Annotated in this window: 13 protein-coding genes; 12 read left to right on the top strand and 1 reads right to left on the bottom strand. The window is 37.9% G+C overall.

Annotated features, from left to right (window positions below; translation table 11 throughout):
- The first annotated feature begins 216 nt into the window (after nucleotides 1-216).
- The 9 genes from I6F48_RS19500 to I6F48_RS19460 all read left to right on the top strand — a co-directional run bounded on the left by I6F48_RS19500 (nucleotide 217) and on the right by I6F48_RS19460 (nucleotide 9,416).
- Nucleotides 217-621 (top strand): DUF1761 domain-containing protein, encoded by a 405-nt coding sequence (locus I6F48_RS19500; RefSeq protein ID WP_024593154.1) that lies wholly within the window; start codon nucleotides 217-219, stop codon nucleotides 619-621.
- Between the two features lie 92 nt (nucleotides 622-713).
- Nucleotides 714-1,082: a response regulator gene (locus tag I6F48_RS19495; protein WP_024593155.1), complete on the top strand. Its 369-nt coding sequence runs from the start codon at nucleotides 714-716 to the stop codon at nucleotides 1,080-1,082.
- Between the two features lie 146 nt (nucleotides 1,083-1,228).
- Nucleotides 1,229-1,480, top strand: a complete 252-nt coding sequence (locus tag I6F48_RS19490; RefSeq protein WP_165729466.1) for a hypothetical protein — start codon at nucleotides 1,229-1,231, stop codon at nucleotides 1,478-1,480.
- 203 nt (nucleotides 1,481-1,683) lie between these two features.
- Nucleotides 1,684-1,947 carry a CBU_0592 family membrane protein gene (locus I6F48_RS19485; RefSeq protein ID WP_010553937.1) on the top strand — a complete coding sequence of 88 codons (264 nt, stop codon included), beginning with the start codon at nucleotides 1,684-1,686 and terminating at the stop codon, nucleotides 1,945-1,947.
- Nucleotides 1,948-2,116: 169 nt separating this feature from the next.
- Nucleotides 2,117-3,847 (top strand): sensor histidine kinase, encoded by a 1,731-nt coding sequence (locus I6F48_RS19480; protein ID WP_024593156.1) that lies wholly within the window; start codon nucleotides 2,117-2,119, stop codon nucleotides 3,845-3,847.
- Nucleotides 3,840-5,204, top strand: coding sequence for a sigma-54-dependent transcriptional regulator (locus I6F48_RS19475; protein ID WP_197120111.1), 1,365 nt, complete (start codon nucleotides 3,840-3,842; stop codon nucleotides 5,202-5,204). The genes I6F48_RS19480 and I6F48_RS19475 overlap by 8 nt, the downstream gene beginning before the upstream one ends.
- Before the next feature lie 174 nt (nucleotides 5,205-5,378).
- Complete coding sequence (locus I6F48_RS19470) at nucleotides 5,379-6,335, top strand: porin (protein ID WP_197112693.1); 957 nt, start codon at nucleotides 5,379-5,381, stop codon at nucleotides 6,333-6,335.
- An 8-nt stretch (nucleotides 6,336-6,343) separates the two neighbouring features.
- Nucleotides 6,344-7,819: an SLC13 family permease gene (locus tag I6F48_RS19465; protein WP_197120110.1), complete on the top strand. Its 1,476-nt coding sequence runs from the start codon at nucleotides 6,344-6,346 to the stop codon at nucleotides 7,817-7,819.
- A 178-nt stretch (nucleotides 7,820-7,997) separates the two neighbouring features.
- Entirely contained in the window at nucleotides 7,998-9,416 is a 1,419-nt protein-coding gene (locus tag I6F48_RS19460) for a coniferyl aldehyde dehydrogenase (RefSeq protein ID WP_197120109.1), read from the top strand.
- A gap of 143 nt (nucleotides 9,417-9,559) precedes the next feature.
- On the opposite strand, the gene I6F48_RS19455 is transcribed toward I6F48_RS19460, so the two are convergent.
- Entirely contained in the window at nucleotides 9,560-10,285 is a 726-nt protein-coding gene (locus I6F48_RS19455) for a tetratricopeptide repeat protein (RefSeq protein WP_007582012.1), read from the bottom strand.
- Nucleotides 10,286-10,973: 688 nt separating this feature from the next.
- On the opposite strand from I6F48_RS19455, the gene I6F48_RS19450 reads away from it, so the two are divergent.
- The 3 genes from I6F48_RS19450 (at nucleotide 10,974) to I6F48_RS19440 (ending at nucleotide 13,556) form a co-directional block, all read left to right on the top strand.
- The gene (locus I6F48_RS19450) at nucleotides 10,974-11,837 is read left to right on the top strand and encodes a DUF6279 family lipoprotein (protein WP_024593161.1); all 864 of its coding nucleotides are present in this window, start codon (nucleotides 10,974-10,976) and stop codon (nucleotides 11,835-11,837) included.
- An 85-nt stretch (nucleotides 11,838-11,922) separates the two neighbouring features.
- On the top strand, nucleotides 11,923-12,951 hold the full coding sequence (locus tag I6F48_RS19445) for an XdhC family protein (RefSeq protein WP_197120108.1): 1,029 nt from the start codon (nucleotides 11,923-11,925) through the stop codon (nucleotides 12,949-12,951).
- Nucleotides 12,945-13,556: a nucleotidyltransferase family protein gene (locus I6F48_RS19440; RefSeq protein WP_197120107.1), complete on the top strand. Its 612-nt coding sequence runs from the start codon at nucleotides 12,945-12,947 to the stop codon at nucleotides 13,554-13,556. Before I6F48_RS19445 ends, I6F48_RS19440 begins: the two co-directional genes overlap by 7 nt.
- Nucleotides 13,557-13,568 lie beyond the last annotated feature (12 nt).

The raw sequence follows: 13,568 nt of genomic DNA, 5'->3' as shown, positions 1-13,568 counted from the left end.
TGAAACTTGAAAAAAGCTGTAAAAAAGGTCTGAAAGCTAAGCGTTTCAAAGCTGCACTCGATACTGATTATGCAGATAAAGTTTTACAGCTTATTTATTGAGCTTACGTAATCTTACCCTGGCTCAATCCCCTATTTATAACTACATTGGGAGTATCTTTATACCGTTAATATTTAATACCAAACGGTATTACACTTTTTGTATACGGCTGTTTGTATGAACCTTTTAGATGTAGATTATTTTGCGATACTAGTGGCTGCACTGTCTTCTTTTATGCTTGGCGGTATATGGTATTCAAAAGCTCTCTTTAAAAATGCATGGCTAGAAAGTATTGGCTTAACTGATCTGGATTTACAATCGGCTAATCCTAAGTTGATATTTGGCGGCAGCTTTTTCTTAGTGTTTATAGCGGCTTTAATGCTGTCTCTTTTTTTAGGTAAAGACGCAAGCTTAGGTGAAAGTATAGGGACTGGCTTTATTATTGGCTTTTTTTGGATTGGCAGTTCATTAGGATTGAGTTATATATTTGAGCAACGCCCTCTAAAGCTTTTTTTAATTAACGGGGGGTACCATATTTTACAATTTTCGTTAATGGGGCTCATTTTAGGGATATGGCCGTAAGATTTAAATAATCAGCAAATCCAAATTTGATCCTTATCTACGAGTAGAGTAGTTTTATATAATCCCATTTATACAATTTGGTAAAGAAACTAATGAGAATATTAGTTGTTGATGATATGCCACTCATGCGACACGTATTAATTAATATGCTTAGAAAACTAGAGTATAGCAATATCGTTGAAGCAACTGATGGATTGCAAGCTTTGGTATTTCTGCGTAATCAACATTTCGATTTGGTTATTACTGACCTTCATATGCCAAAAATGGATGGCGTTAGTTTACTTACTAACATTCGAAAAGATAAAGAACTCGCTGATATTCCCGTTTTAATGGTTACTTGTGAAGACAGTACAGATAAAGTTAAGCAAGTTATTGCAGCTAAGGTATCAGGGTTTATAGTCAAACCTTTTAATATGAATGTATTGTCATCTCAATTAAACCGCTTCTTTTTTAAAGATTAGGATGTGTTTATTTTATAAAGGTTATATGTAATGGGGCTTTATAGATTAAGTCTGCCGTATCTAAATTCTAAGTCAGAGGTGGTAACCTTTACCCATCTAAACTGATATAATTGCTAATTACTCTTTATATAATACCGCAGGACGTAATGGCAAAACCCAACAAAAAAGGCCCTACTAAAACGGTTGATATTTTTTGCTCTGCTTGTAAAGCCTCTTTATTTAAATATCGAAAAGGGGGAAAAGGAACATTAATTAAGTGCTTTAAAGAGCGTATTAGCCAAGACTTTACAACAGAGGCTTGTATTTGCCCTAACTGTAGCCGGCCATTTGCCCGAGAAGCGATTATTCGCGGTGCGCCGGCCTATAAAATAATTGGCGGCAAAGTAACCTTTAAATAAGGTATATGAAGTAATACTAAACCGCAATAATACTTAATTAAGCGAATAAGTATAAAGCCTTGTGCATGCGGACATATGGCCTTGTTAGAATTTACCATATTGATAGAATCGCCCGGTTTGCTGTTTCAATGAATGAAAAAATACCCTCCCCATGGATCGGGCCAGTTTATTGGGTTATTTAAAAATGGATAAAGGATAGTTTCGTGATAGCACTCTTATTTGACATCATAGGCATGACAGGTACTTTTTTAGTAGTTGGTTCATTTTTTTTACTGCAGCTAGGTAAAACATCTCCAGCTAGCTTAACGTATAATATGATGAATTTAACAGGGGCAATTTTACTGTTAATTAGCCTTTGTTATAACTTTAATTTAGCGAGCTTTGTAATCGAGATATTTTGGATTGCAGCGTCGTTAATTGGCTTATATAAATATGTTAAAAATAGATCAACATTAGCTACAAATTAATTTTTTTTAATTTAATGCTAAACAGATCGCTGTAAACATAGTTGTTTACGGCGATTTTTGTTTTTAAACACTTTAAAACTGTTGTTAACAAAAAGTTTATATCTCTGCTAGAGATTAGCCGTTACACTAGCGCCCTAAAATTTTCTTGGCTATTTTTTGCGAGTTCTTCATGTTTTCTTTTTCTAAAAAAATCATTACTGTTTGTGTGTTACTCGTACTTATATTAGTTGTTACGTTTTGGCTTGGTCGTTCTCATGATGTTGAGCAAGCAACCTACCAGGCTGAGCGCCAAGTTACGCAATTAAATAACTATATTGATACTGAGCTTGCTCGTTTTTCTGCTATTCCCCAGTTACTTACCTATAACTCGTTAATGATAGACTTTGTAGATGCGCAGCCACAGCACTATAACGCTATTAATAACTACCTTGCTGATATTCAACAAGCCAGTGGTGCCTCAGATATTTTTGTTCTAAATACTCAAGGCGAAGTTATTGCCAGTAGTAATTGGCAAGCAGATTATACTTTTTTAGGTAGCAACTTTGCGTTTAGACCTTATTTCAAACGTGCATTTGCAGGCGAAAAAGTAGCGTACTTTGCATTAGGCATGCGCTCTAAAGAGCGTGGTATTTACTTTTCACAAGCAGTATATCGCGACAATAAAGCCATTGGTGTTGTTGTGTTAAAAGTGAATGTAAGTAAATTTGAGGATGACAGAGAGCTTCTAAATACTTCAAAGGGTAGTCACTTTTTTTTGCAGCTTGCAGATGAGGTAATTGCAATGTCAGATATGCAAACGTGGCGATTAAACAGCTTCACTGAACTTGATATAACTATGCGCAGAGATATTAAATCTCGTCGGGCTTATTTAGATCATCAGCCTTTGTATATTAAGCAGTTTCAATTTTCTAATGAAGGTATTAAACATTTAAAAATAGATAAAAAACTTTACGTAATGTCGCAAAGACCTTTACGATATTTTAATGCCACAATGAACGTACTCGTTGATATAACAAAAGTTAATTCAGCTCAACTGCCTCGCTTATTTTGGGTATTTATTATCTGTAGTTTAGTTATTATTGTTAGTTATATTTTATTAACTCGTTTTGCGGGCTATAAAAAACTGGTGTACTCCAGACATAGCCTTGAACTTGAAGTCCTTGAGCGCACTCAAGCTTTGGAAAAAGTACAAACGGCTTTAGTTCAATCTGCAAAGCTTGCGACAATAGGACAGCTAAGTGCAGGAATCAACCACGAAATAAACCAGCCGCTCAGTGCTATTAATACTTATTTAGCTTCGGCAAAGCGTTTATTAGCTAAAGGAAATACTTCAGCACTTGGTGAAAGCTTAGTAGTGATTGAGGGATTAGTTAATCGAGTGCACCAAATTGTAGGTCAGTTAAAGCATTTTAGTAAACCTTCAAAAATGCAGCTCAGACCTTACCCTCTTGCAGGGCTTGTTAATAACGCATTAATGATTTCTAGCGCGCAGTTAAAGCAAGATAACGTACAAGTAGAGCCACCTCATTTTGATGAAACAGTCGTTGTGTGGGTCGATTCGCTTAAATTTGAACAAGTACTTGTTAATTTAATTACTAATGCTAGCCAAGCTATGAATGGTGCAATTATTCGTAACTTAAGTTTTCAGCTGGAGTGTTTTGAAGAGCGAGTAAAACTGTCGATTTTAGATACTGGCTCTGGTATTGAGCAACATGCATTTGGTAATTTGTTTGAACCTTTTTATAGTACTAAATCAAGTAAAGGTTTAGGCCTTGGTTTATCTATATCAAAACAAATAATAGATTCGTTTAATGGTTGTTTGAGCGCGCACAATCGAGTTGAAGGCGGGGCTGAATTTATAATTAGCCTCTCTAACAGGCAGGAAAATAAAGATGATTGATAGCTCCCCATGTAATCACATAATAGTCATTGATGATGAAGCAATGATCAGAGACTCTTTAAAGCAATTGCTCACTCTCGAAGGATACACCGTTGAGTGTTTTAATGACGCAAGCACCGCTCTTAGCAAACTCAATAGGCGCTTTGCTGGAGTTGTGCTGAGCGATATAAATATGCCGAACATGGATGGCCTAACGCTTTTAGAGCAAATAACGGCTTTTGATAGTGAGCTCCCTGTAATATTTTTAACTGGTTACGCTGATGTATCGATAGCAGTTAAAGCGATGCAATTAGGTGCGTATGATTTATTTGAAAAACCAGTTAACGAACATCTTCTTGATTGCATAGCACGAGCGTGCGACAAACGAAGCCTTGTTATGGAGAACCGCGCATTAAAAGTGGCTGTACAGAAAACCTCAGCCCCAGGTGTACGCATACTAGGTGACACACCTAAAATGCAACACATGATGCACTTATTAAACACAATTATAGATACCCCAACCGATGTAATGATTGAAGGTGAAACTGGCACAGGTAAAGAACTTGTAGCGCGGTATCTACACGATCAGAGTAATCGCTCTAGCTGTAATTTTGTTGCTATTAATTGTGGCGCAGTACCAGAGCAGTTAATAGAAAGCGAATTGTTTGGTGCAGCAAGTGGTGCATATACAGGGGCTACTCAAAGTCGAAAAGGTAAGTTTGAATATGCACAAGGTGGTACGGTCTTTTTAGATGAAATAGAAAGCACTCCAATGGCACTGCAAGTTAAGTTATTACGCGTATTAGAAGAGCGAAAAGTAACACCTGTAGGCGATAACAAAGCAATTGATTTAAACATCAGAATTGTTGCAGCTACAAAAGTAGACTTACTTGCGTTAGTTGAAAAGGGTGATTTTAGAGCTGATTTATACTACAGACTTAGTTTGGTTAACGTTAATATTCCGCCATTACGAGAGCGAAAAGCTGACATATTACTTTTGTTTAAACACTTTAGCTCTATTGCTGCAACTCGCTATCATAAGCCGCCGGCGGCAGTAAATTACGAAATACAACAGCGGTTAGTTGCCTATGACTGGCCGGGCAATGTGAGAGAGCTAAGAAATCAAGCAGAGCGAGCTGTATTACTTGGTGCCGAACTTGCCTTTGCTGAAGTTAAAACACAAAAATTAGGTGGCTTATCTCCCGATTTAAGCTTATCTGAAAAAGTCTCTTTTTATGAGCAGTCACTTATTGAGTACGCGCTTGAGCAAAACCACGGCAGTATTAAAAACACCATGGAAACACTGCAAATTGCTCGTAAAACACTTTACGATAAAATGAGTAAATACAATCTTAATAGAGATATGTTTACTGACTAAATGTGTGGGTTTGGTGACAGGACCTACTTTCTTATGTGTGGTAATTCACACGTTTTTATTTAAATCAAACGATTTGTTTTAGTAAGTTATTGAAATAGATTGCTTTTATACACTTGGCAGTAAAGTTGCCTTATTAGCGCTACAACAAGTAGATTCTAATAATTAGGGCACACGATGACAAAAACTACACACACCTGTATTTTATTTCTATCCTATGGTTGCTTAGCTACATTTTCACACACATCTTTTGCTGCAGAGTACGCTGTATACGGTAAAGCTGAAGTACAAATTGCCAGTACTGATACGGGCATAATGCGTTATGCCGAAGAGGGTACTCAAATTGAAGCGCCATACTCGCGTATTGGTATTAAGGGCGATCATAAACTTAACGAATATTTAAGTGCTGTTTTTAAATATGAGGTACAAGTTAAAGGTTTTGAAGAAGATGATACGCAAGAGCCTTTTACTGCACGTAATACTTATTTAGGTTTAAAAGGCGCGTTTGGTGAAGTTGTTGTAGGTCGTAACGACACTCGTTTTAAATATTCTGAAGGTAAACTCGATAACTTTAACGAAACTCAAGCCGATATGGCACAGGTTATAGCAGGCCAAGACCGCCTCGGTGATACTATAACTTACACCTCAAACTATTGGCATAATACGCAGTTTTCGTTTACTTATGCGCCAAAAGATGACAATAAAGACGATAAAGCAGGCTTTGCTGCTACGCTTATTTATGGTGATCGTAATTTAAAAAGTACTTCATATTACTTATCGTTAAGCCATGTTGATTCACTTAATAATATTACTGCAAGTAGAATTGCCGGTGTTTATAAGTTCGAACAATTACAACTTGGTGCGCTGTACCAGCATTCAGAATCAGTAGATGGCAGTAAGTCGGGCAATGGTTACGTATTAAGTGCCAGTTATACACTTGATAAGTGGGTGCCAAAAATTCAATTTGCTAAAGATGACTCAACTCTTCGTCAAGCATCTGAGGCAACGCAATGGAGCACAGGCCTTGATTATGTATTTGATAAGCAAACTACAGCTTATCTTTTATATACCGATCTTAATTTAGAAGAACAAGACGACAGCAGTGTTGCTCTTGGCCTTAAATATAAATTTTAGGAAAAGTAATGACTCAACAAATTTTAAAAAACAATTCTCCTAAAAAACAGAGTATGCAATGGTTTTGGCTATTACTGGGCCCAAGCGTTATGTTGCTTACCTGTCTAGTAAACCCACCTGAGGGTATGTCGGTTGCTGCATTTAAAACAGCAGGCTTAGCATTTTGGATGGCATCGTGGTGGGTAAGTGAAGTAGTGCCAATTCCAGCAACAGCTTTGCTCCCTTTGGTAATATCACCACTTGCTGATATAGAAGCTATAAAAAGTGTGGCTGCACCGTATGCGCACCCACTAATATTTTTATTTTTAGGCGGATTTTTAATCTCTATCGCTATGGAGCGATGGGGGTTACATAAACGTATAGCGCTTAGCACCATGTTATATGCGGGTAAAAAGCCAAGTTTGCAAATTTTAGCAATGATGCTTGTAACTGCATTTTTGTCGATGTGGATGTCTAATACCGCAACAGCCGTAATGATGCTACCTATTGCACTTTCAATTACCAATTTGGTTAAGCAATCAGACCCAAGTAATGAAGGGTTTGGCAAAGCATTGCTACTATCAATTGCTTATGGTGCAAGCATTGGTGGTATTGCTACTTTAATTGGTACACCGCCTAATGCATTAATGGCTGCATACCTATCTGACAGTTACCAAATTGAAATAGGCTTTGCTCAGTGGATGATTGTAGGCGTACCACTGTCTTTAAGTATGCTTATTATTAGTTGGGTTTGGCTTACCAAATTTGCGTATAAAGTAGATGCTAATGTTAAAAACGATCAAAAAATTGATACAAAAGCGGTGTTTTCAACGCAGCTAAAAAACCTAGGTATAATGCAACGCGCCGAAAAAGGCGTGTTATTTGTGTTTGTTTTAGCAGCACTGTGTTGGATATTTAGACCTATACTTGGCGACATAACAGGGCTTAAAATTTCTGATACGGGTATTGCGATTGCCGCCGCATTATTACTATTTGTTTTGCCTGCAAACAAAGGCAGTGACGAACGTATTCTTGATTGGGAAAGCGCAGCTAAAGTGCCGTGGGGCGTTTTATTATTATTTGGTGGCGGGCTTACACTTGCATCTCAAATTAAGTCATCAGGGCTTGCTGAATTTATTGCTCACCTAATTGAAGGCGCTAGTGCCATTCCACTTGTTATGAGTGTACTTGTTGTAGTGGCATTAATTACATTTTTAACTGAGATCACGAGTAATACAGCGACTGCAGCTGGCTTTCTTCCTTTGTTAGGACCCGTTGCAGAGTCTATAACAGGTTCGCCTTTGGTTTGGGTTATTCCTGCAGCTATAGCGTGTAGTTGTGCGTTTATGATGCCGGTAGCGACACCACCAAACGCTATTGTGTTTGGCTCAGGGCAAATTCAAATGCGCGACATGATAAGAGCCGGCTTTGTGCTAAATATTGTCGCCATTGTATTAATTACGCTAGTGACAATGACTATCGCAGCGCAAGTATTTGGCTTTTAAAGCTATACTAAATTAGTTCCAACCAGTAGCTTTGTTTATATTTACAGTTTTAAACAAAGCTACTCTTTATACTTATTTATATTGCTCAAGAAGCTCTTTTTTAGATAATTAGTGTTATTGCTCGAAAAACAGAACAAGGTTATAGTCTGCGGTAACTTTAAAAATCGAGTAATCTATTTTGAGCACCGACACATCACAGGCAATGCCTTTAATTCCCCAATTTGATGAATTGCAAAAAAGCTTTCTCGAAACACCTTATTTGCCAATTGATAAACGTCTCGTTTTATTAAAAAAACTCCGTGTACGTATTGTTGAACTTGAGCAAGAGCTAGTGGATGCTGCTTCAAAAGACTTTGGTTACAGAACCGCTTTCGATACTCTACTTGGCGATATATTGCCTACGGTTCAAACACTCGCGCACATTATCAAAAAGCTGCCAAAATGGGCAAAGCCAAGTAATCGCTCTGTAGGTTTAAGCTTGTGGCCTTCAAAAGTAAGTGTTAATTACCAACCTAAAGGTGTGGTTGGTATTATTGCACCGTGGAATTACCCGATTCAGTTAGCGTTAGTACCTGTGCTTACCGCCATAGCTGCCGGTAATAGAGTGATGCTCAAATTAAGCGAGTTTACACCTCACACAAACGTCGTTATCGAAAAAATATTTAAAGACGACATGCAAACGCATTGCAAAATAATACAAGGCGGTAGCGACGTAGCCGCGCAGTTTTCATCACTGCCATTTGCTCATTTATTATTTACGGGGTCATCGGCCGTTGGTAAATTAGTAATGGCTTCAGCGAGCCGTAATTTAACACCAGTAACGCTCGAACTCGGTGGTAAATCGCCAGTTATTATTATGCAAAATGCCGATATTAAAAAAGCGGCGCAAGCTTTACTGTTTGGAAAAATGGCCAACGCAGGGCAAATATGCGTTGCTCCCGACTACGTATTTGTACCCAAAGAGCTTGAGCATCAGTTGGTTCAGCAATTATGCGAGCTTTATAAAAAGCACTTTAAAGACGGTGTTGAAGGTAAAAACTTAACTTCTATTATTAGCGATGCACACTATAAACGTTTAGCAACCTATTTAGAGCAAGCCCAAGAGCTTGGCGCAAACATTATTAAGCCACTTGAGCAAAACCAGCAAGATGAGCAAAAACATCGTATGGGGCTGCACTTAGTGACTCAAGTTACTGACGAAATGCAGCTTATGCAAGATGAGCTATTTGGCCCAATACTACCAATAATGAGTTATGACAAGCTCGACAGCGCAATTGACTATATTAAAGCCCATCACCACCCGTTAGCGCTTTATATTTTAGGGCAAGATAAGCACGCTCAAGAATACATTATGAAGCAAACAATCAGTGGCACTGTGGCGATAAACGATACGTTAGTGCAAGTAACTGCTGACGATGCCCCTTTCGGTGGTGTAGGGCATTCAGGAATGGGGCATTATCATGGCATAGAAGGGTTTTTAACGTTTAGCCATGCTAAAAACACGTTAGTATCGGGCTCGTTTAATCCTCGTATTGTTATGCTGCTAAAACAAAGCAAACTTCTTATTAAGCTACTAAAGTGGCTTTACATAAAATAAGAGTATGTTGATTTTGTAAAGTTGAATAGATTTTTAACTTGCTAAATCAAGATATTAAAAAGGCTGAATTACGTTATGTAATTCAGCCTTTTTAGATTAGTTTCAAACTAAGGTCTTAAACTCTTAAACTTTAAAATAAGACTTTAAAATAAGCGACCTTCGCCAGCATAAGTACCCACTTGTATTTTTGCATAAATGGCATCGGCCTTTTCTTTAGCTTCTTCAATTTCTTTAGGCAGCATTTTACGCTCATCAAGTTTGCGGCTATGACTCGCTTGCATATTGCCGTTGTACTCAGCGATAGTATTCCAAATGTATGACTTTTCTAAATCTTTTGGCATACCTAGCCCTTCAAAATACATGAGGGCTAAATTGAATTGTGCTAAAGAGTAATTGTTTGCAGCTGCTTTTTCGTACCAGTTGCGTGCCGCTTCATAATCTCGCGTAACGCCCACGCCATTGGAATACATTACACCTAAATTAAACTGAGCTGCAGGCAGGTTTTTATTGGCTGCTTTTTCAAATAAGGTAACAGCCATTTGGTGATCAAGCTTTACGCCTTTACCTTCGTCGTATAAAACAGCTAACGCAAACATTGAATCCGGATGGTTCTTTTTAACGCCTTGTTGATAAAGCGCAGCTGCTTTGCGGTAATCGCGTGTTACACCGTATCCACCTTCGTATAATTTAGCTAGTTCGTAAATTCCTGGTGCAAAACCTTTATCGGCAAGGTATTGAAACTCTTTTAGGGCGACTGCAAATTCACCTTCGTTAGCTGCTCTTATGCCATCTTCTAATGTTGCATGAGCGAAAGGGCTGGCAAGTAAAACGCCAGCAAGAACGAGTGCTTTCAAATTAAACTGTGACATATTAATGTCTCCAATTAGTAATAGTTACGATAGGTTTTAGGGCCAGTATATCTTGCCGCGATTAAATAGCGCCTAAATAGAACAAGTTTTAATCCCGAAAGGTAAACAGACTTTAGTTAAATGCTAAATTATTAAATTTTTGCACTATTTGCGCATTTTAAACGTTTAATACTCAATGCATTTAAGCAGAGACTAAATCGGTTATTATAAATAGATGCAAAAAAGGGTGTCTACTGTTATGTTTTACGCCAGCTTTAGCGCAAACGCAAGGCGATACCTTATCAGATCGTGCGTATAAAATGTAAATAATAGCGCGGTGGACTTTTAAGGTAAGTAAACGAGTTTAAGAAGTGTAAGATACAGATTTTATAGAAAATTTAAAGAAATAAAAAAAGCCCGTTAGGGCTTTTTTGAGTCATATTAACCGTCACTAATATGAGCAATGTAGCAAGTAAATGTGATATTTGATGTTATTACTTGGGTCGAGTAAGTAATAACACGAAGCGGCACGCTCTTCTTTTAATGTGTCAGCATCCTTGCTGAATATTCTTCCGTAGGCACTGAGGTCGTTACACTGTGTTTGTGCGAACGATTATCAGTTAGATCTAAATGCAAGTCAATGCTTAAATGATAATTATTATCAAATAAGTTTTGAAGCTTTGCCACAATCTAAATAATAGAGAAGGTTATGCTTAATAATTTCAAAGCAAAAAAACTAAAACAGATATGCCTTGCTGTAAGTATGTTGTTTTTATGTAGTTGTTCGGCATCTTTTACTTACAATAATTTGAGTTGGCTTTCATCGTTTTGGGTTGACGATTATGTTGATTTAAATAAAAAGCAAAATACACAGCTAAAAAACATAATTACAACAACACAAAATTGGCACCGAACTACCCAGTTACCCGCCTACAGACAAGACATACAAAATATAAAAGTATTGTTTAACCAAACATTGGAGGCTAAACAATTAAAAACACAGGTTGTGCTTGCAAAACAACATTGGCAGAACCTACTTGGGTACGCAAAACTGCCTTTAGCTGAGCTTGGAGCAACCTTATCAAGTGAGCAAAGAGGTGAGCTTTTAAACAATATCCAAATAAAAATTAACGACGAACGCGAAGAGTTTAACGAACAAACCCCGCTTGAGCGAAAAAGTGAGCGTTTGGAAGAGCAATTTGAATACTACGAGCAGTGGATAGGCAAGCTTAATAAACAACAAAAAGCGCTGATTAAATCTACTAATGAACAACATCGAGACTCAGGAGCGCTGTGGTTAGAGTACAAGAAAAACCGTTTGAATGCAGCCAAACAGGTATTTACAAATGCTGAAATTACAAAAAAAGAATTTATAAATCAGTTAAGTACAGTTATTGAAGAGCGCGAACTTTATATGAGCGACGCACTATTGAAAAGCAATGAAGCAAACTTAAATTTATATATAAATTTACTCTACGAATTAAACCTAACTCTAAATGATAAACAACGCCAAAGCGTTAATGATCAATTTGATGAGTTAATTGAAACCTTAAACGATATAATAGAAAACTAAATTGTGCGTGAATTATTAAGTTTTAAATTAGCTTTTTAGGCTGGTTTGTTTTTAAACGCAAAAAATGCTTTTTAAAGGGCAATATATGGTTACAGATTTGAAAAGTATCTTAAACACTTGGTATCTCAATAGGGACAACCAAGAATGGGTTTTAGCTACTTTGTACAAAATAGAAGGCTCTAGCTACAGAAAACTAGGCGCTATGATGCTTATTTCTAGCCTAGGCGAGCGCTTAGGGATGCTTTCGGGTGGCTGTTTAGAAGCTGACATACAGCGCCATGCTAAACAAGTAATGAGTACTTTAACAAGTAAAACCATTAGTTATGATGCCACCGATGAAGACGATTTAACATTTCAACTAGGCATTGGTTGTGGGGGAATAGTACACATTTTACTGCAGCCCATTCACAAGGCTAATGACTATTTACAGTTAGAGCATGTCTCTAAAGCACTTAATGAGAATAAACCAGGGCGGTACCTTCAACAAGTAAGCCCCATTTTGCCAGCCGGTAGTGGCGTATTTACGCAAAATGATGAGCCACATGGTTTATCGATGAACCGCAAAGCGCAGTTGCTAGAATTACAAGGCGCTACGTGCCTGCAAACCTCTATTTATCCGCCGCCTCATTTACTAATAGTAGGTGGAGGCGCTGATGCAGTGCCTGTTTATGCTCTAGCAAAGCAGCTTGGTTGGAGTGTAACTGTATGGGACACACGCCCTGCAAATGCAAAAAGGCAATATTTTAAAAATGCAGATGCTATTTTGCGCATCACGCCGAGTGAGTTAAAAGAATATTGCATAATAAACAAAGTAGATGCGGCTATTTTAATGGCTCACAGTGTTGAACTAGATGCAATTACGCTCAGTCAATTTGCTGATGTTGCTTTTAAATATATAGGGTTACTTGGGCCTAAGCACAGACGCGAACAGGTACTAGAGCATGCAAGTACAAAACGTGAACAAATTAAGGCTCCTGTGTTTGGTCCTGTAGGGCTAAATTTAGGTGGGGATTCGCCAGAGAGCATAGCGCTTTCGCTCATTAGTGAAATACATGCGGTGCTTAGCAATAAAAATGCACAGTCGTTAAGTAATTGGGGTCAAGAGCTGTGCTAATTGCAAAAGTAGTGCTGGCAGCAGGTCAATCATCTCGTTTTGATGGTTGTAAGCTAATAGCCGATGTGGGCTTAGGGCAAACAATGATTGAGCGAGCGGTTGAAGTGCTGCAAGCGCTTGATGATTCACCCGTATATGTAGTTACAGGAAAGTGGCATGCAGAGGTTGTACAAGCACTCAGCGGGCATTCAAATATATATATTATTGAAAACAAACGGTGGGATGACGGCTTAGGTGTTTCAATTGCTGTCGCTTCGCAAGCGCTATCTAAACACCCTGCTTATAATGGAATTTTATTTATGCTTGCCGATCAGGTTGAGCTTAAAACGCAGGATCTAGCTGCATTAGTTACAGGTTTTACACGTGAATCCACGCGCTGGTGTGCAAACTATGGCGAGCGTTTAGGTGTACCCGCTATATTCCCAGCGGTTGATTTATCAAAGCTTACAAGCTTAACTTCAGATAAGGGTGCACAGCAATTACTGCGTTCCAGCAGTGAAGTCGTCAATACAATTAATTTAAGTAGTGCGAGTGTAGATATAGATACACAACAGCAGCTGAGTAATTTTATAGCTAAGCATGAATTAAAAGTACACAAAAAGTAATTGAATTATATC

Source organism: Pseudoalteromonas sp. SWYJ118 (genome assembly GCF_015864505.1).
Classification (GTDB): domain Bacteria; phylum Pseudomonadota; class Gammaproteobacteria; order Enterobacterales; family Alteromonadaceae; genus Pseudoalteromonas; species Pseudoalteromonas arctica.
The sequence above is the reverse complement of the archived record's forward strand: the minus strand, read 5'-3'. Positions and strand labels throughout refer to the sequence as shown.